Genomic DNA, 18469 nt, shown 5'->3' with positions numbered 1-18469 from the left:
ATCTCGATCCACTGGAGGGCCACTGGCTTTTCCTGTTGTTCGTCGCTTGGTGTCTGCCTTGGCGACATGTGGCTCTGTCAGGCCCCGTAATGATGGTCCAGCTTTCTGCTTCACCATGGCTCTCGCGATATTGTCGTTGTTCAGTTTTCAGAGCGTCTCAGCCAGAGATGTTGTTTCTGGTGGTCTGGCGACTGGTGGCGAGGTGCGTTCAGTTCTGAATGATCGTCAGCCGAAAGCCCTGGATGATGTCGGTGTGGATGAACATCTGGGTGACCAGATTCCACTCGACCTTAATTTTCTGGCTTCCAATGGCGACATGTTGAAGTTGAAGGAAATCTTTCGTGGCGACCGCCCGGTGATTCTTTCGCTCAATTACAGCGGTTGCCCCATGCTCTGCAACCTGCAACTGACAGGGCTGATGAAAGGTCTTTCCAAGGTGGACTGGGAGATCGGCAATCAGTTTCGCGTGGTATCCATCAGTATTGATCCACGAGAGTCACCTGAAAAAGCGGCCGAAACCCGACAGAAGTATCTGCAGGAATATGGCCGTCCCGCAGGCGTTGATGGTCTCTTCTTCCTGACTGGAAATCAGAACGCGATTGACCGCATCACTCGCTCGATCGGGTTTAAGTACCATTACGTTACCGATCGCAAAGAGTATGCACATACGGCTGTTGCTGTCCTGTGCAGTCCCGAAGGGCGAATCGTTCGATATCTGTACGGAATTGAGCAGGATCCCCGAACACTCAAGCTCTCACTGGTCGAAGCCTCGGAAGGTAAAGTCGGAGCACCTTTCGAGCGGATTCTCCTTTACTGTTTTCATTACGATGCCAAAGCGGGGCGATATGGACCGGCGGCATTAAATCTGATGAAACTGGGTGGCTTCTTCATGACAGCGGTCCTGTCCCTATGGCTGACATGGCATTGGCGGCATTCCAAACCAAGTTCACCAACAGCCAAATCAGGCTCAACAACAGGAAATGCCAACACTGCGGTTTCTGCGACGACTGGCCTGTTGTGATCCGTGGAGATTGTTGACGTAATTTTTGTGGCTCTTCCTTTCGTACGAAATTAGTTTTCAAAATAAAGTCGATGGTTGGCGGCGGCAGTTGATCGAAAAGCAATTCATCTTGAATCAATGACCGGTTCAGGATGTCATTGGATGCTGTGGAGTGTGGGTTATGTGGTTGTCGAAGTTCGCTGTTTCTTTCGTGCCGGCACAACTGACCAGCAGCTATTGGCTGCCTGAGCCAAACTCGACCTTTGCACCAGAGGTCGATGGCCTCTTCATGTTCATTTTCTGGCTCAGTGTCTTCTTTTTCGTATTGATTGTGGGCCTGGGTGTTTACTTCGCACTCAAGTACCGCCGCGTCGGCACCACGGAAGTGGTCGTCCCGTCCGCCAGCCATAACACGGCCCTGGAAGCGACCTGGTCACTCATTCCGACGGCTCTCATCTTTGTGATCTTTGGCTGGGGCTTCGTGGGCTTCGTTGATATGCGGACGCCTCCGGAAAACGCCTACGAAGTCCAGGTCAACGCGAAAAAATGGGCGTGGAACTTCACCTATCCCGGCGGGCTGCAAGATTCCGACCTGCATCTGCCCATCGATCAACCGACAGTACTGACAATGACCTCGGATGATGTGATTCACAGCCTCTACATTCCCGCTTTCCGCGCCAAGATGGACGTGGTCCCGGGTCGATATAACAAGCTCTGGTTCCAGCCGACAAAAACCGGTGAGAATGTCCTGTTCTGCACTGAATACTGCGGTAGAGAACATTCGGGCATGAACCGCAAGGTTTTCGTTTACGAGGGGGGGGGTGTCGAAAAGAAGCTCGCCGAAATTCAGGAGACCATGGATAACATGGATCCAGCCGAATTGGGCAAAATTACTTTCACCAAATCAGGCTGTATGCAGTGCCATTCGATTGATGGCAGCAAGAAAGTTGGCCCGAGTTTCCTGGGTCTGTTCGGCACCACACATGACATCACAACGGGTGAAAAGATCACCGTGGATGAGAATTACATTCGAGAATCGATTCTCGAACCGATGGCCAAGATTGCTGCCGGCTACAATCCCCAGATGCCTTCTTACAAAGGGCAGTTGCGTGAAAAGCAGATCGAGGGTTTGATTGCCTACATCAAGTCACTCAAGAACAGCAGTTCCAAGTAATCGTTCATCGTTTTTATCGCAGATCACACAGCAAAAGACATCATCAAAGTCTGAGTCAGTCAGGAGGGCATTCGTGGCCACCATAGTTGAGAATCCAAGTTTGACCGGCGGCAGCCCTGGTGCTGAGCCCGTGGTCGATAACTATCTGACCTTCACCAGAGGTTGGAAGAGCTGGGCTTTTACTCTCGATCATAAGCGCATCGGAGTGATGTATCTCTTTGCCACACTCGGTGCCTTTTTCGTCGGCGGGGTCATGGCTCTGCTCCTGCGATCGGAATTGTTCTTTCCCGGTCAACAGTTCCTCAGCCCGGACATGTATAACCACATGTTCACGCTGCACGGTGCTGTGATGACCTTCCTGTTCATCATCCCCGGCATTCCAGCCGCTCAGGGAAATTTTGTCCTACCGATCATGCTCGGTGCCAAAGATGTCGCCTTCCCGCGCATGAATCTGGGCAGCTTCTATCTCTGGATCTTTGGAGCGATTTATCTGGTAGCAGCCATCATTTTCGGCGGGCTCGACACCGGATGGACCTTCTACACCCCCTACAGTACAACAACAAATACCAGCGTGATTCTGGCCACCACAGGCGTTTTCATTCTGGGATTCAGTTCGATCTTTACCGGTCTTAACTTCATCGTCACCATTCACACGATGCGTCCACCAGGCATGACCTGGTTCCGCATGCCGCTCTTCCTCTGGGCCACTTACGCCACCGCGATCATTCAGGTCCTGGCGACCCCAGTGCTGGGAATCACGCTGCTGCTGCTCATCGCAGAACGTGCTGTCGGCATTGGAATTTTCCAGCCGGAATTGGGTGGTGATCCAGTCCTCTTCCAGCACTTCTTCTGGTTCTATTCGCATCCTGCCGTTTACATCATGATTCTGCCGGCGATGGGTGTGATCAGCGAACTGATCTCGACCTTCAGCCGCAAGCATATTTTCGGCTATCGTTTCATCGCCTACAGCTCGATCGCGATTGCTCTGTTGGGCTTCCTGGTGTGGGGACACCACATGTTTACCAGTGGTCAGTCCGCCGTTTCCGCGACCATGTTCAGCTTCCTGACGTTCAGTGTTTCGATCCCATCAGCCATCAAGGTCTTTAACTGGCTGGCCACGATGTACAAGGGTTCGATCAGCTTTGCGACACCAATGGTTTACGCTCTTTCTTTTATCTTCCTGTTCAGTATCGGTGGTCTCACCGGATTGTTCCTGGGTGCACTTTCGGTCGATATTCACCTGCATGACACCTACTTCGTCGTGGCTCACTTCCACTACGTGATGATGGGTGGCACGTTGATTGCCTTCCTGGGTGGTTTGACTTACTGGTGGCCGAAGATGACAGGCCGGATGTACGACGAATTCAGCAGCCAGATGGCCGCTATTGGTGTCTTCATCGGGTTCAATCTCACGTTTTTCCCACAGTTCGTGATGGGTGCTCGCGGGATGCCTCGCCGTTATGCCGATTATCTGCCGGAGTATGAGTTCTATCATCAGCTTTCGACGATCGGTGCTTTCGTGCTGGGTGTTGCACTGGTGGCTGCCGTCGGCATTCTCGTGAAATCATTGTGGACTGGACCGAAGGCTCCTGCCAATCCCTGGGGTTCTGCGACTCTGGAATGGCAGTGCTCTTCGCCACCTCCTCATGATAACTTTGCCACGACGCCAGAAGTGGGTGATCCTTATGCCGTCGAGTCTGTGAAGTGGAGCGACAGCGAGCATGGGTATGTGAAAAACCCCAGCTACGTCCCTTCGAAAGATCATTAGTCGTTTGATCTGCGAGTAGCGATGTTGCTCGCAGATTGGCGGTGAATCTGCAAAGAATCTGAAGTTTGCCTTTGTGTGTCCGGGAGAGATGAATTCATGTCGACAGCAGACGTTGTGTCCCCTGTAACAGCACCGGGAGAGCATCATGCTCACTCTGGTGACGGGCATGATCATGGACATGGTCATCAACCACATCTGGCTCACCACTTCGAGTCCTACGAGCAGCAGTTCGATGCTGGTAAGCTTGGAATCTGGCTGTTCCTCGTGACCGAAGTCCTGTTTTTCAGCGGTCTCTTCTGTGCCTATGTGGTCTACCGGGTGCTCTATCCAGAGCTCTTCGCCTTCGGCCACCTGTTCCTGAATAAGGAACTGGGAGCCATCAACACGGTCGTGCTCTTGGTGAGCAGTCTGACCATGGCTCTGGCAGTACGGGCTGCTCAGTTAGGACAGCGTCAGGTTCTAATCTCGATGCTTGTCGTGACAATTGCCTGTGCCTTTGTCTTCATGGGCATCAAGTATGTCGAATACACCACCAAGTTCCGCGAAGGTCTTTTTCCTGCCCGGTACTTCGCTCCGACCCCTGAGGCACTCCTCCACGCGGCTCACATGATTCATGATGCTCAATCGCATGGCTCTGCCGGGCATTCTGCTGGAGCTCACGATGATCATGCGGCTGATACGTCACATGGCCATGATGCTAAAGCGGGCGACCACGCTCATGAAGAAGTCAATAAAAATGGACTGACGGCGGCTGAACAGGCCATGGTCGATTCTGTCAAAGTGCCGCCCAATGCAGGCCTCTTTTTCAGTATTTACTACTGTCTCACCGGCCTGCACGGGATTCACATTATCGCGGGGATTGCCGCCATTTCCTGGATTCTCGTGCGTTCGATCAAAGGGCACTTCACCCCCCTATATTTCGGGCCGGTGGAATATGTGGGGCTTTACTGGCACCTGGTCGACCTGATCTGGATCTATTTGTTCCCACTCCTTTACCTGATTCACTAACGACCACATTGCTTCCGTGACGTGCGGTTCAACAAGAGTCGATCGCGCGATGGTATTGAAGTTTCTACGTCGGTTCTCCTGGAAGGTTTTGTGATGACAGCTGCAACGATGGACCATACAGGACACGGACATGACGGGCACTCGCATGGTGGACACGGGCATGATAGCCACGTTCATGATGGGCATGGGCATTATCCAGGTGTGCCCAGTTACTCGCACATCATGCCGCTGTGGATTCTGTTTGCCGTCTTCGCTTCGCTGATTGCTCTGACTGCCCTCACAGTGGCACTCTCGGGAGTGGCCCTGGGGACAGCGGAAATCTTTGTCTCGATGGGGATTGCCACCATCAAGGCACTTCTCGTGGCAGTTTACTTCATGCACATGCGGCACGATAAACCCCTGAACGTGTTGATCTGTACTTTCTCACTGGTCTTTGTGGCCCTCTTCATCGGTCTGCTCGTCTTTGACTCGATGGAGTATTATCCCAACATTGCTGCCCGCACTTATGTGGAAATGCTCGATAAGGCCAAATAAGTCAGTCGGGCATTATTCTCGTTCAAGGAAAGAGCCTGTGGCTGGTCATGGTCATGGGCTCTTCGATTTGATGGTAAGTGCCATTGGCGGATCGCAGGACGACGGTGGCTTCCAGTTATAGAATCTATGGCAACAGAAATTGTCTGTTCATTGTTCAAGCGGTGACGATCACGAATTCATGATCAGCCGAAAGGGTTGAGAGCCTGCCATGCCTGCCCGACGTGTCATAGTGCAGGTAGAGATTGGTGTCTACCTGATGATTGCCTCTCTGGCAATCTTCTTTATCAGTGGGATCGCGGCATTTGTGATCGTTCGCAATCGCCTGCCTGAAACTGCCACCGATTCTGGCGATTTTCCCATCGGGCTGTGGATCTCGACTGCGTTTCTGCTGGCAGGAAGTGTTTCGATTCAGAAAGCACTTTCAGCCGTCAAACGCGAGAGGCAGAAACCATTTCGGCAGTGGCTCATCCTCGCTGGGGTTATGGGCACTCTCTTCCTCATCTCACAAACGATCAGCCTCTGGCAATTGCTTGAAATTCACTGGCAGGTACTGAAAGAAACCCGCATCTGGGGGTTTCTCTTCCTGCTCATCCTGCTGCATGCCGTCCATTTTGTCGCGGGTCTGGGCGTGCTGTACGGTGTGATCTATTACAGCCTCAAAGGACGCTTCGATCACGAATATTACAGCAGTGTGAAAATGACGGCTGTTTATTGGCATTTTCTTGATGCGGTGTGGATTGCCATGCTGATCATGTTTCTCATGACCACCTGATCGCCTCGTCATGCTTCCATGCGGGAGAGCGAGTTTTTCAGAAACGTGCGCTCTACTGATTTCCGTTTCTGCCTGTTAGCATTTTCAATGCGAGTGGCACACCGGTTCGAATCTTGAAGCTGCTGTCGTGCCCATCAGTTTGATGTTCTTGGTACACGTTCACATGCAGGGACAGGCGATGTCAGCAGAATTGTCGATCACACCTCAGGCGGAATTGTGGGCCAGGTACAGTACTGGACTGTATCGCAACGAAGAGCTGGGATTCTCGCTCGATCTCAGTCGAGTGCGGATGAGTCCTTCCGAGCAGTCGGCGATTGCCGAAATGTTCCCCATGGCATTCAGCGCCATGGCGCAGCTTGAAGCAGGGTCAATTGCCAACAAGGACGAAGGCCGCATGGTGGGCCACTACTGGTTGCGTGCCCCGCAACTGGCTCCGACTCCCGAATTGGAAGCAGATATTCTCCAGGCCATTTTCGACGTGAAAGCCTTTTGCCAGGCGGTGCATGAAGGCGAAATTCGTGGCAGTGGTGGCAAATTTACCAATGTGCTGCTGATTGGTATTGGCGGATCAGCTCTGGGGCCGCAATTCATTGCGACAGCCCTGGCCAGCAGCCAAGACAAACTCCACATGTCCTTCTTTGATAACACGGATCCTGATGGCATTGATCTCGTGCTGTCGTCACTGGCCAGCCGACTGGCGACCACACTGGTTGTCGTCGTTTCCAAGTCCGGGGGAACACCTGAAACTCGCAATGGGATGCTCGAAGCCCAGGCGGCCTTCCAATCGGCTGGAATTCCCTTCGCCCCTCAGGCCGTGGCGATTACTCAGGCCGGAAGCAAACTCGATCAGACGGCCCAAAGCGAAGGTTGGTTGAAGACCTTCCCCATGTGGGACTGGGTCGGCGGACGAACGTCTGTCATGTCCACTGTGGGGCTGGTTCCTGCGGCACTCCAGGGGCTCGATATCGACGGCCTGCTGGAAGGTGCCGGGCAGATGGATTCGCTCACACGGGTTCCCCAGGTCAAAGAAAATCCTGCCGCACTACTGGCGATGGCATGGTACCACTGCGGACAGGGCCGAGGGAGCAAAGACATGGTGCTCCTCCCCTATAAAGACCGGCTGGCACTTTTCAGCAAATATCTGCAGCAGCTCGTCATGGAGTCTCTGGGCAAAGAACTCGATCGAAAAGGCCAGAAGGTTAATCAAGGAATTGCCGTTTACGGCAACAAAGGCTCGACCGATCAGCACGCTTACGTGCAGCAGTTGCGAGATGGCCTGAATAACTTCTTCGCCACGTTTATTGAGGTTCTCAAAGATCGCCACGGAGATTCGATCGAAGTCGACGCGGGTGTCACCTCGGGAGATTACCTCTACGGGTTCTATGCCGGAACCCGCAAGGCGTTGTATGAAAGTGGACGTGATTCAATCACGATTACTGTCAACGAGGTCAATGCGCACTCAGTGGGCGCGTTGATCGCTTTGTATGAGCGGGCTGTAGGCCTGTATGCCGAACTGGTGAATATCAACGCCTATCATCAGCCAGGTGTCGAAGCGGGCAAGAAAGCTGCTGCCCAGATTCTGGCCCTGCAGAGTCAGGCGGTCGAAGTCGTTGTCAGAAATAAAGCTTCGCTCACCGCCGATGAAGTGGCCAAGCTGGCGAATGCCTCAGATGTCGAATCGATTTATGGCATCCTGCGCCATCTTGCGGCTAATCCTTCACGAGGAATCGTCCGGCATCCAGGGAAAACCCCTGCTGAGGATCGTTTCGGTAAACTGTAAGCCTTTTTCAAGAACGTCATGCGAGGCAGATGAGTCATTTCCAACCGATAATCTCCCGCCTGCCGTGCAAGATGTTCCATGAATCATGCCTGTGACAAAGTCAAAGTGATGTGCATGTTGGGCATCACTCTTCTAAAATCTGTTAAATGCCGGTCTCATCGTGACAGTCCATTTGAGAACCAGCGACTGAAAACCTCATTGAGTGATTGAGAATTACGGGATTATGGCTTACGTCAACGACAATTATCTGAAGCTCAAGGCTGGTTACCTGTTCCCGGAGATTGGCCGTCGTGTCTCCAAATTCGCCAAGGAGAATCCGCAGGCAAAAGTCATTCGCATGGGGATCGGCGATGTCACCGAGCCATTGCCCGCAGCCTGTATTTCCGCCATGCACACCGCTGTTGATGAAATGGCCCGCCGAGAAACTTTTCGAGGGTACGGCCCCGAACAAGGCTTCGACTTCCTGAGAGAAGCGATTGCCAGGCACGACTTTCAATCGCGTGGTGCCCAGGTTCAGGCCGACGAAATTTTTGTTTCTGATGGCTCGAAGTGTGATACGGGCAACATTCTCGACATTCTTGGCAAGTCGAATGTCATCGCCGTGACTGATCCTGTTTATCCGGTCTATGTCGATACCAACGTCATGGCAGGTCATACAGGCGAAGCAGATTCCGGCGGTCGTTATGCCGGTCTGGTTTATCTACCGATGACTGAGGCCAATCAGTTCGTACCGGCCCTTCCTGAGCAGAAGGTCGATATTGTCTACCTGTGCTCGCCGAATAATCCGACGGGTATGGCGGCTTCGCGATCAGCACTCGAGAAGTGGGTCGATTACGCCCGCAAGAACGAAGCCATAATTTTCTTTGATGCCGCTTATGAGGCATTTATCACCGAAGCCGATGTGCCCCACTCGATCTACGAGATCGAAGGAGCTCGCGAATGTGCCATCGAGTTTCGCAGCTTCAGTAAGACGGCCGGTTTCACAGGAACCCGTTGTGCCTTTACCGTCGTTCCCAAAGGTTTAACGGCCCGCACATCGACTGGTGAAAAGGTGGAACTTCACGGCCTTTGGAATCGCCGCCACACCACAAAATTCAATGGTGTCTCGTACATCGTGCAGCGAGGTGCCGAAGCTGTCTATACTCCTGAAGGACAATCGCAGGTGCGGCAGCTTGTCGAGTTCTATCTCGAGAATGCCCGTCTCATGTGCGCTGGTCTGAAGCAGGCCGGGCTGACAGTCTATGGGGGTGTGAATGCCCCTTACGTCTGGTTGAAGACACCGAATGGACTCAGCAGTTGGGACTTCTTCGATCAATTGTTGTCGAAGGCCCATCTGGTTGGTACGCCGGGCTCTGGATTTGGTGCCTCCGGTGAAGGTTACTTCCGCTTAAGTGCCTTTAACAGCCGGGCCAATGTGCTGGAAGCGATTGAACGCGTCAATAAGTTTGTGCAAGGATAGCCAGGATGACCGTTTTGACGACTCCAAACGCTCTGCCGTCGACCAATCTACGTTCTTTATATGCCAGCGGACAGTTTGCCCTGTCGATCGAGATTTTTCCGCCTAAAACAGCAGAAGGTGATGCTGCGCTCAGGCACGCATTGCAGGAATTTTCGACCTACAACCCAGCCTTCGTTTCGTGTACGTACGGAGCTGGTGGTTCGACTCGCAGCCGAACACTCGACTGGTGCCGTGAGATTATCGATCGGGTGGGCGTGGCACCCACGGCCCACTTTACGTGTGTGGGAAGCAACAGCGACGAACTGATTGACTGGCTCGGTCAGGCCTGGCAACTGGGCGTGCGGAACATCATGGCTTTGCGTGGAGATGTTCCTCAAGGCGAGACCGAATTCAAGGCTGTCAAAGGAGGATTCAGCCACGCCCGCCAGCTTGTGGAACTCATTCGAAAAGAGTTTCCCGAGATGGGAATTGGAGTGGCCGGCTATCCTGAAAAACATCCCGAAGCCGCCTCGCTGGAAGCGGATATCGGCTTTCTGAAAGAAAAGATCACCGCTGGTGGTCATGCCGTTTTCACGCAACTGTTTTACGACAATGACACTTTCTACCGCTACTGGGAAATGTGCCTCAAACAGGGCATTGATGCACCGATCATTCCTGGGGTCATGCCGATCACTGAGTATTCCCGGGTGAAGCGTATTGTCGAAATCAGCGGCACGAAAGTTCCTGCTGAACTTCTCAAACAACTGGAAGCCGCCCATCTCCGCGATGACAAAGCCGCCCAGCTTGAAATCGGGATCGAATACTCCGTGCAGCAATGTCAGGATCTGATTGATCACGGCGTCCCGGGCCTGCACTTTTATGTGCTCAATAAAGCCCACGCCACCAGCCAGATTCTCCAGTCCCTGGGGCTGAAGAATTCGGAGATCACCACGAGCTGATCATGGCTTGAAACCTGGAATCATCCAAGAAGCAGCTCCCCGGCAGATCAACGTTGCCGGGGAGCTGCTTTTTTTGCGGAAGCAATTCCACAACAGATCTGAAGACCCGCAGGAATCAATCACCACGTGCATAAAGATGCAAACTGAAGGCAGACTTCAGACATTCAGGGTTTCAGCCACACCTTATTATGTTCAGTACCTTACAATTTTCACAAAGAAAATTCGTAACTGATAAATATACAAATGTGCAAAACACTTTCTACTACATTGGTATAAGCACCTTATTTTAAAGTGTTTACACCAGAAACGAATATGTTTTTGTGTGCTGAAACGCACTTAATGGTCTTACTACTCAGTATTTCAAAGAATAATTTGAACTCGCACATATTCCATCGAAACAAATCACCATATAATGATATCAAATATCTGTAATCCTTTTCCCAGTTGCCCTTCTGCAACGTGAGTCACACCACAATGTTCTCCCTATTAGGCTTATCGACGTGGCGTTATTGCCCACTCGGAACAGCGATTGTCGTCACATTTTTCTGCCTGGGTTCGATTACTGGTTGCGGATCGGGTGACCCTTTAGGTCGGCTGCCAATTGCCGGAACCGTGCAATGGGAAGGTTCGCCATTAAAAACCGGGACGATTCGTTTCGAACCCTTCGACACCCAGCCGGGGGATAAACGAACGGCTGCAGGCGCCACGATCCGCGACGGCAAGTTTGCACTCTCATCGACTGAGGGCGTACCCCCGGGGAAATATTCAGTTGCGATTACAGCTTCCGAAGAAACCAGCACGCCAACTTCCTCTGACCCTGTCGAGGCGATGTCACAGGTCAGCAAACAACCCGTACCCAAACAACTGATTCCGGAACGATACAACCGGCGCACAGAGCTGGTTGTTGAAGTGAAGCCAGATGGCCCCAACATGTTCCCATTTGATCTGACGGAGAAGCCTCCCGCGAATTCTTCGAATAAGAAGTAGTCCATTCACTTTCACTTCTATCACGCTCCTTTTCTCATGCGATCGACTAGCACTGTCACGGCCGCAACCCGCTTCAATTCTGAGCAGGTCACAAGCCATCTTCCTTTCTTTGTGAGTTGAAATATGCCTAAGAATCCTCGTTATGGCTTCACTTTGATCGAGCTTCTCGTTGTGATTGCGATCATTGCGATCCTGATTGCACTGCTGCTGCCCGCGGTACAACAGGCCCGCGAAGCTGCTCGCCGAACTCAATGCCGCAGTTCACTCAAGCAACTCGGCCTGGCAATGCACAACTATCATGATGTCTTCAACTCGTTCCCAATGGGCGGGAATGGAGCCGATGCCAACGCGATCACCGATCAGAACCAGAGCGGCCATGTCTGGATGCGGGCCATTATGCCCTACATTGATCTCGCACCTGTCTACAACAGCTGGGATCAGAATATCCAGTACGCCGCCGGGAATAATGTGAACATTCTCCGGGTCACGTATCCAGTCTTCCTTTGTCCGAGCGATTCGGCTTCAAGAACCTGGAACAACGTTCCCAATTACAATTATGCCGTCAACCTGGGAAACACGACCACCACTCGTTTATCTCCCTTTAACGGTGTGACCTACATGGCGGCACCCTTCAACACGACGACAGATGCCAATCGCGCCAATGCAGGATCCAAAAACTGCAAGACCACCAAAATGTCAGAAATTACCGATGGTACAACCAACGTGATGCTGGTTGCCGAAATTCGCCAGGGCCAGAATGGTTCCGATCTTCGCGGATTGATCTGGTATGTGCCATTCGTCGGATTTACAGCTCACAATCCCCCCAACACGACTGTACCCGATCGACTGGCGGCGGGTTTTTGCGTAGCCACAAACTCCGCTATTCAGCTTCCCTGTGCTGCCAACGATACTGCCAATCCCATCATGTTCTCTGCTCGCAGCCGACATACGGGTGGTGTTCATGTGCTTCTGGGGGATGGTTCAGCCCGCTTTGTCAGTGAAAACATCGACCTGAATACCTGGCGCAATCTCAGCACCATGGCCGATGGTCAATCACTGGGTGATTTCTAATTCACATGCCACAAGCATCTCATGTTCAGGTGGCGTAAGAGCCTTGCTTCCGAGAAGAAGTTAAGGCTTTTGCGCCGCCATTGAGTGTCGGCTTTATTCTCGTGGATCGAGTGCTGATCGCGACAAAAATCGTGGGCCAGACTACAGACGATGTAACAGCTCATCGAGACTGGCAATCGTCTGTGAAAAGTCGATCCATGGCTTGGCATGAGCCAATTGGCTCGCTTGCCCCAGTCGCTCGTTGAGCTGGCCCAGTTCAGTTTTCGCCAATGCTGCTTCATACCAGCGAATTCGTCGTTCCACAAATTTTTGATCGACCTGCAGCAGCCATCGTTGAAGCTGTTCGATCGACTGACCAGAGACAAATCGGGCCGCGACATCCGCGCCACCCGCTACCCCCGCCGTGGCCGCAGCATCCACTGTCAGATGCATCACTCCCTGTGTGGCGACATCCACCAATCCGGGAACAAACATGATCGAAGCAAAGGTCACTCCCACGCGGCCAAAAGCAGCGACCTGATCTAACACCTGCAAAGTCAGCTTCAAGCCGGGCTGTGCTGCTAAAAACGCATGAAAGTCTCTCTCAACCAGCTCTTGAATCTCCTGATGCAGGTCACATTGCTGATGCGATTCCTGCAATTCCTTCAGCACTTTCTCGCGGCCTGTGCTCGAAAGGACCGCTTTGAGTCGATGCTGGAATTCCTTGAGTTCTGCCCGTTCGGAAACCAGCGTGGTCGCTCGATCCATTTCTTCAAACAACCTGGCTGTCGCCAGCGACATCACCTGCCATTCGTCTCTTCGATATTGTTCCACCGGCGAGGCAGGTTTAGCCGAGGATGACGTCAGCCATTTGGCGGGTGCGAGCAGTACTTCGCCCACTTTACCGTAACCCCAATGAATCCTTTGAATCAGAGGAGCCCGCTCCTGAGACCAGATCTTCCACAGGGTCTCGATGACGATCGGCCTGGGAGCTGCCGGCCAATTCAATCGCTGTCCATTTAAAGAGTTTTCCAGAATTGAGGCCAGCTCCCGCAGTGATTCGGCTTTATTGCGAAACCCCGCCAGCCACTGGCTGCTCCCCAGCACCACACTCTCCAGAGCCCCGCGCGTCGCTCGCAGCTTCAGTTCACTGAAGTGCAAATCGCTTAAAAGACGAACCAGTTGATTACTTTCACTTCGACCGGCTTCAATCTCATGCCCGTGGCTCATCGCCCGCTCGGAAAGTTCGCCGGCAAGTGGGATAAACTCCAGCTTCAGTTCGCGCAACTGCCGCTTCTCTTTCGAACTATCGCGCGGCACTGCAAAGACAGCCAGAGGATTCACTTCTGTCTCGGCGACAAAGGTTTTCAGCCATTGCTCCCAGGTCTTCTCAGGATCAGGCCAGTCGAGCTTGCTGAAGACCACAATCACGCTTTTCTTCTGGCGAGCTGCTTCTCGAAAAAACATTTTGACGGCTGCGTCGTTGTACTTCTGATCGGTCAGCACACCAATCAAGACATCGCTGGCCTGGCAGATCATCGAAGCTCGAAGCAGATTCTCCGTCACCACGCTGTCGATATCGGGCGTATCGAGCAGCAGAAGATTCGCGGGAAGATGATCGCCAATCGTGGTGAACAGCAGATTGTCCGCATCGCTGAACCGCTCTGGGTTGGACGGGAAGGTACTGCCTGTCAGCCGCTCTTGTTGCACCATCCGATTCTCAGGAAGTGCTGCGACCTGAAAGCCCGGGAAGATAGCGTGCAATGAAGCCGACTTCGCAAAATCAGTCGGCACCAGACAAACCGGATAACGCGTAAATCCCGCATGAGGATTGGCCTCGCCAATCGCTTCACCTGCCAGATGATTAAAGATGGTGGTTTTGCCGGTATTCGTCCCTCCAACAATCGACACCACCAGAAATGGTTCGCCAGTCAATTGTGGCAACAGCTTGTTGCTCAGTAATCCATACCATTCCGATTGCTGATACTGGTCGTCAGTTTCCAGCCGTTCGCGAGCGGCTTCTGCAACTGTTTCCAGTTGAATCGCAAAGACTCTCAGCTTCTCGCTCAACGGTTGAAGTTCCAAACCCATGTCGATCCCGGAAATCGATGCCTGTTAATCGTTTCTGATGGGAGGCAGCTTCTCCCCAGTCATTAGATCTTCCCCAGAGACTCGATTCTGAACCATTCTCCGCTCAATTCCAAGTTGTCATCTTCTCGTACACCTGTCGAACAAGCCTCGCAAGGACACTGACGGTGAGGCACCTCCGCCACCTCAGGAAAGCTTCCCCAGCCCGCAAGCTTTGCCTTTTGGGATCAGCTTGCCTTGTTCGCGTGTTGGTCAGTCAATGAAAAGTCTCTTTGAGAATTCATCAGGTTGTTTCAAGTCTTTCTCATGAGGCGTCACTTCTGAGGTTAAATTTTTGAATGTGATCAGGTACGCAGATACTTCTTTCGGTTTCGTATCACGCTGTCTTTGGTTTTGAGTTCCAATGAGCAGTGATTGGTTCTGTCTCGTCCCTGCTCATGAGATTCGGATGATCAATCGATTGAGGAATCGGTGAGGCTATGCCATACGACGAGTTTCTGACATCACTCATTCAGCAAGCGATGATGGAACTCCAATCCCTTGTCCATCAGCGATTCCTGCACAGGCAGACTCTCTGGGGACTTGTCACGCCGCTGGTTTGTCTCGGGCTGTCGAATACCAGTCTGGCTCAATATGAAATGGGTCCTCCTGCCACAGGTGCTGGCCCACATCATGCAGCGCAATACGGATCTGGCCAGTCGAGAGGTAACTCTCCTGCTCGACCTCCAGCAGCAGGATATTCTTATCAAGCGTGGCCTTACCGACAGTCTGCCCCTGCAATGCCTCCGCAGGGGAATCCCACAGCACCTCAACGGGGTCTGTATCAGATCCAACCCCCTCCGGTGGAAAGATCATCAAACCAGCCGCCCTTCAATCAGTACTCCCCGGGAGCAAATTCACGTCAACCAGGTGGCTATCAAATGGGTGGCTATCCACAAAAATCCTATGGGCCGGGCAACACTCCATCGGGGGCCTACGATCATCCGCCTGCTGATCGAAGAAACACGCCGGGCTCGGCGGGATTACTGGGGCCAGGCCAATCTTCCAATCGAGATCTGCCCAGTCAACCGGCAGCAGCCGGAGCAACGTTGACACCCAAGTCGATGCAGGAACTTGATCCCAGGGCGAATTCCCGACCTGCTGGATCACTGTCACCTTTTGGCAAGCCTTCGTCTGAGTCCCAAGAGCCAGCAAATCCTGAGTTGGCTTTTCCCCAGGCGGCGCTGCAAGTACAGCCCGTTGTCGGTCAACTGGGGAGTCAGGGGACTTTACTCGTGCAGGTGCGAAACACGGGCGTGGCTGCAGCCACAGGTCTGACTCTGGAATTGGAATCAACATCGGCCTTACCTCTTGGCCATCAGGAAGCAGATCATCATCATCTGCCAGAACGCCGACTGACTTCTCAAAACAGTCGAAGTTTTCACATCCCTGTCAATCAATTGGCTTTTGGGGAGTCGAGAGAAATCGCCATTCCGATGACGGCGAAAACTCTCGGAGATCATGTCGTTCGTTGCCGGGTGATGGCGGGTCAACAGTCTCTTGATGAAGTTTCCAGTACAGTGCGGATTATTCCCCGTCATCTCGAATTTGAGCTGGTGGCCAGCCATCATCGCCAGATCAATTCTCCATTGGGAAGTACCATTCGCGTCAAAAATGTGACTTCACAACCCATTTCGAAAGTGGCCGTCCGACTCGCTTTTGACGACGCCCTGGAAGCGACTCGTCTTGGGGCGGCAACAGCGGTCGAACCGGGACTGATCGAATGGCAGATTGAAGTTCTCCAACCAGGTGAAGTTGCCTGGTTGCCGATGGAATTCACAGGCCGTCGTCCATCTCAGGAAAGCTGTTTGCGGGCAACTCTCAGTCGCAATGACATTCCACTGGATCAACTTGATCATCCTGTCACGCTCGCGGATGACCGATTGCCTGTCACTCTTGATATTCTGGATCGTCAGGAACCTTCATCGGTCGAAAGCCAGCGTTCGGTGATCGTTGTGGTTCGCAATCACGGGTTTGATCCCTGTCAGCCCGTCGTCGGGATGCAACTCCCAGCAGGTTGGAAGCTGGCCAGTGTGACCGATCCGAAAGCCGGCAGGAACTGGCAGGTGCGATCAAAAGCTGGTGAATTGCTGCTCTCCCCTTCTGCCACTGTCGATGCAGGAGAGGCTGCCGTGATTGGATTGGAATTGATCCCGCAATCGGCAGGGACTGGCACGCTGATCGGCCGGCTCTACTCCAATGCTCGTGCAGTGCTCAATCAACCTGCAGGATCGGTCCTGCCCGATCTGGAAGTGGAAGAACAACTCGCGATTCACGCAGGCTCTCAGTAAGGAGAACTGCCTGTTCGAGAGACTCCGCGGTTCAAGGATTATCGGTAGAACGATCGTCTGTACCACTGCCGCTTTTCTTCCCAGGTGATGAGCCCCAGCGGGGTTTTTCGAGAGTGGATTCCCATTGGTGATACAGGGCTTCAAGCTGGTGAAGTTGCTGGGAGTGTGTCGCAGACAGGTCTTGCTGCTCGTAAGGATCGCTGAAGAGATCAAACAACCCGGCCTGATCACCCTGATCTTCGTTACCCGCGACCGCTTTCAAGTTTCCGTGTCGAATTGCCCATCGTTTTCCAGACTTCCAATACAGCGGTCGATCGACCAGACGTTGGGTTTTGCCAGTCATTCTTGGAATCAGGCTGATGCCATCCAGCTTCTGACGATCAAACTGGCACTTCTTCAGTTCCTCATCGCCAACACCAGCCACTTCGAGGATGGTCGGGAACAGATCGAGAGCAATCACAGGTTCATCGATCACTTGACCAGGAGGGATCTTCGCAGGGTATTGAACGAGAAAAGGAATTCTTGTTCCTCCTTCCCAGGTTGAGCCTTTTTTCCCATGCAGCGCACCATTGTCGTGCCCACCTGCTCCGCCATTATCGTTGATAAAGATCACCAGGGTATCCTTCGACAGGTTACACTCCTTCAGGGCATCGAGAACTTTGCCAACAGCGCGATCGAGAGCGATGGTCATCGCATAAATCTTGTTGCCGTCAGCCGCCTTCAAATCGGCTGCCGTGGCATCGTTGGGGCTATGAGTCGCATTGAATGCCAGATAGATCATCCACGGTTGAGACTGCGATTGTTTGATGTAGGCAATGGCCTCATCGGCCAGATGATCTGTCATGTAGTCGAATTTCTCCTCAGGGATCGCAGCCCGATCGCGCAGCATCTGATTCAAACGAGTTGGTTTCTTGAGAGGGAAATAGCTTCGCGATCCCTGCAGAAATCCGTAGTAATCGGTAAAGCCCCGTTCCATGGGATGAAACTGTGGTGCATAGCCCAGGTGCCATTTCCCGAGTGCAATCGTTCGATAGCCAACTTCCTTGAGAAGCTGAGGGAGCAAAGTTTCTGATCGTGGGAGCCCGTTCGTCTCGCTATAGGCTGGCGGAATATTGAACTCATGCCCAAATCGCTGTTGGTACCGTCCGGTCAACAACCCTGCTCGCGATGGACTGCAGACACATCCAGAGACATATCCCTGTCGAAAATGGACACCGTTCTTACCAATCGAATCAATATGCGGGGTCTTGTAACGGGGATGACCTTGAATCGAAAACTCGGCATGTCCGCAGTCATCAGAGAGTATCAATAAGATATTGGGGCGACGTTCCCTGGATGTTTCTGTTGAAGCCCTTTGAGCCAAAGCCAGTTGACTGGTGAGTTGAAACGCCAGAATCAGCACCAACCACAGTCTCATAATGGAAGATCTTCTCATCAGTTCTCTGCAGTCTTTTTAAGCGGCCCTGGTTTGTTCCATGAAACATGGCGGTTGAGAATCAACGCCTGATCACAGAAAAAACTACAACCAATGTGGTTGTGTATCAATTGGATAGACAAATCACACAGCAATTTGCGGTACGG

General features: G+C 52.6%; 15 protein-coding genes. 12 read left to right on the top strand and 3 right to left on the bottom strand.

Features of this window, described 5'->3' with window-relative positions; genetic code table 11:
- Positions 1-136 precede the first annotated feature (136 nt).
- The 11 genes from A6X21_RS18410 (at position 137) to A6X21_RS18355 (ending at position 12491) form a co-directional block, all read left to right on the top strand.
- Positions 137-1021 (top strand): SCO family protein, encoded by an 885-nt coding sequence (locus tag A6X21_RS18410; RefSeq protein ID WP_165603858.1) that lies wholly within the window; start codon positions 137-139, stop codon positions 1019-1021.
- 160 nt (positions 1022-1181) lie between these two features.
- Positions 1182-2174 (top strand): cytochrome c oxidase subunit II, encoded by a 993-nt coding sequence (gene coxB, locus A6X21_RS18405; protein WP_068850858.1) that lies wholly within the window; start codon positions 1182-1184, stop codon positions 2172-2174.
- A gap of 73 nt (positions 2175-2247) precedes the next feature.
- Positions 2248-3942, top strand: a complete 1695-nt coding sequence (ctaD, locus tag A6X21_RS18400) for a cytochrome c oxidase subunit I (RefSeq protein ID WP_083233711.1) — start codon at positions 2248-2250, stop codon at positions 3940-3942.
- A gap of 96 nt (positions 3943-4038) precedes the next feature.
- Positions 4039-4950, top strand: coding sequence for a cytochrome c oxidase subunit 3 (locus tag A6X21_RS18395; protein ID WP_083233710.1), 912 nt, complete (start codon positions 4039-4041; stop codon positions 4948-4950).
- Between the two features lie 93 nt (positions 4951-5043).
- Positions 5044-5484, top strand: a complete 441-nt coding sequence (locus A6X21_RS18390; protein WP_068850855.1) for a cytochrome C oxidase subunit IV family protein — start codon at positions 5044-5046, stop codon at positions 5482-5484.
- Between the two features lie 208 nt (positions 5485-5692).
- Positions 5693-6256, top strand: a complete 564-nt coding sequence (locus A6X21_RS18385) for a cytochrome c oxidase subunit 3 (RefSeq protein WP_068850852.1) — start codon at positions 5693-5695, stop codon at positions 6254-6256.
- 178 nt (positions 6257-6434) lie between these two features.
- Positions 6435-8036 carry a glucose-6-phosphate isomerase gene (locus A6X21_RS18380; protein WP_068850849.1) on the top strand — a complete coding sequence of 534 codons (1602 nt, stop codon included), beginning with the start codon at positions 6435-6437 and terminating at the stop codon, positions 8034-8036.
- Between the two features lie 223 nt (positions 8037-8259).
- Complete coding sequence (locus tag A6X21_RS18375) at positions 8260-9495, top strand: LL-diaminopimelate aminotransferase (protein WP_068850846.1); 1236 nt, start codon at positions 8260-8262, stop codon at positions 9493-9495.
- 5 nt (positions 9496-9500) lie between these two features.
- Positions 9501-10433, top strand: coding sequence for a methylenetetrahydrofolate reductase [NAD(P)H] (gene metF, locus A6X21_RS18370; RefSeq protein WP_068850843.1), 933 nt, complete (start codon positions 9501-9503; stop codon positions 10431-10433).
- Positions 10434-10907: 474 nt separating this feature from the next.
- Entirely contained in the window at positions 10908-11420 is a 513-nt protein-coding gene (locus A6X21_RS18360; protein ID WP_068850837.1) for a hypothetical protein, read from the top strand.
- A gap of 123 nt (positions 11421-11543) precedes the next feature.
- Positions 11544-12491 carry a DUF1559 domain-containing protein gene (locus tag A6X21_RS18355; RefSeq protein WP_068850834.1) on the top strand — a complete coding sequence of 316 codons (948 nt, stop codon included), beginning with the start codon at positions 11544-11546 and terminating at the stop codon, positions 12489-12491.
- A gap of 141 nt (positions 12492-12632) precedes the next feature.
- Here the strand turns inward: A6X21_RS18355 and A6X21_RS18350 are convergent, their stop codons facing one another.
- On the bottom strand, positions 12633-14561 hold the full coding sequence (locus A6X21_RS18350; RefSeq protein WP_068850831.1) for a GTPase domain-containing protein: 1929 nt from the start codon (positions 14559-14561) through the stop codon (positions 12633-12635).
- 582 nt (positions 14562-15143) lie between these two features.
- Complete coding sequence (locus tag A6X21_RS18345) at positions 15144-15413, bottom strand: hypothetical protein (RefSeq protein ID WP_068850829.1); 270 nt, start codon at positions 15411-15413, stop codon at positions 15144-15146.
- Between the two features lie 65 nt (positions 15414-15478).
- Here A6X21_RS18345 and A6X21_RS18340 point away from each other — a divergent pair, with 65 nt between their 5' ends.
- Positions 15479-16888 carry a COG1361 family protein gene (locus A6X21_RS18340; protein ID WP_068850826.1) on the top strand — a complete coding sequence of 470 codons (1410 nt, stop codon included), beginning with the start codon at positions 15479-15481 and terminating at the stop codon, positions 16886-16888.
- A 31-nt stretch (positions 16889-16919) separates the two neighbouring features.
- On the opposite strand, the gene A6X21_RS18335 is transcribed toward A6X21_RS18340, so the two are convergent.
- Positions 16920-18305 (bottom strand): sulfatase family protein, encoded by a 1386-nt coding sequence (locus tag A6X21_RS18335; protein WP_165603857.1) that lies wholly within the window; start codon positions 18303-18305, stop codon positions 16920-16922.
- Positions 18306-18469: the final 164 nt, after the last annotated feature.

Source organism: Planctopirus hydrillae, assembly GCF_001707835.1.
Taxonomy (GTDB): domain Bacteria; phylum Planctomycetota; class Planctomycetia; order Planctomycetales; family Planctomycetaceae; genus Planctopirus; species Planctopirus hydrillae.
This window is presented reverse-complemented; position numbering and strand designations above follow the sequence as displayed.

Coding starts and splice junctions, on each gene's coding strand:
- coxB (WP_068850858.1), top strand. CDS start 1,182: ATGTGGTTGTCGAAGTTCGCTGTTTCTTTCGTGCCGGCACAACTGACC.
- A6X21_RS18395 (WP_083233710.1), top strand. CDS start 4,039: ATGTCGACAGCAGACGTTGTGTCCCCTGTAACAGCACCGGGAGAGCAT.
- A6X21_RS18390 (WP_068850855.1), top strand. CDS start 5,044: ATGACAGCTGCAACGATGGACCATACAGGACACGGACATGACGGGCAC.
- A6X21_RS18385 (WP_068850852.1), top strand. CDS start 5,693: ATGCCTGCCCGACGTGTCATAGTGCAGGTAGAGATTGGTGTCTACCTG.
- A6X21_RS18380 (WP_068850849.1), top strand. CDS start 6,435: ATGTCAGCAGAATTGTCGATCACACCTCAGGCGGAATTGTGGGCCAGG.
- A6X21_RS18375 (WP_068850846.1), top strand. CDS start 8,260: ATGGCTTACGTCAACGACAATTATCTGAAGCTCAAGGCTGGTTACCTG.
- metF (WP_068850843.1), top strand. CDS start 9,501: ATGACCGTTTTGACGACTCCAAACGCTCTGCCGTCGACCAATCTACGT.
- A6X21_RS18360 (WP_068850837.1), top strand. CDS start 10,908: ATGTTCTCCCTATTAGGCTTATCGACGTGGCGTTATTGCCCACTCGGA.
- A6X21_RS18355 (WP_068850834.1), top strand. CDS start 11,544: ATGCCTAAGAATCCTCGTTATGGCTTCACTTTGATCGAGCTTCTCGTT.
- A6X21_RS18350 (WP_068850831.1), bottom strand. CDS start 14,561: ATGGGTTTGGAACTTCAACCGTTGAGCGAGAAGCTGAGAGTCTTTGCG.
- A6X21_RS18345 (WP_068850829.1), bottom strand. CDS start 15,413: ATGATCTTTCCACCGGAGGGGGTTGGATCTGATACAGACCCCGTTGAG.
- A6X21_RS18340 (WP_068850826.1), top strand. CDS start 15,479: ATGGGTGGCTATCCACAAAAATCCTATGGGCCGGGCAACACTCCATCG.
- A6X21_RS18335 (WP_165603857.1), bottom strand. CDS start 18,305: ATGAGACTGTGGTTGGTGCTGATTCTGGCGTTTCAACTCACCAGTCAA.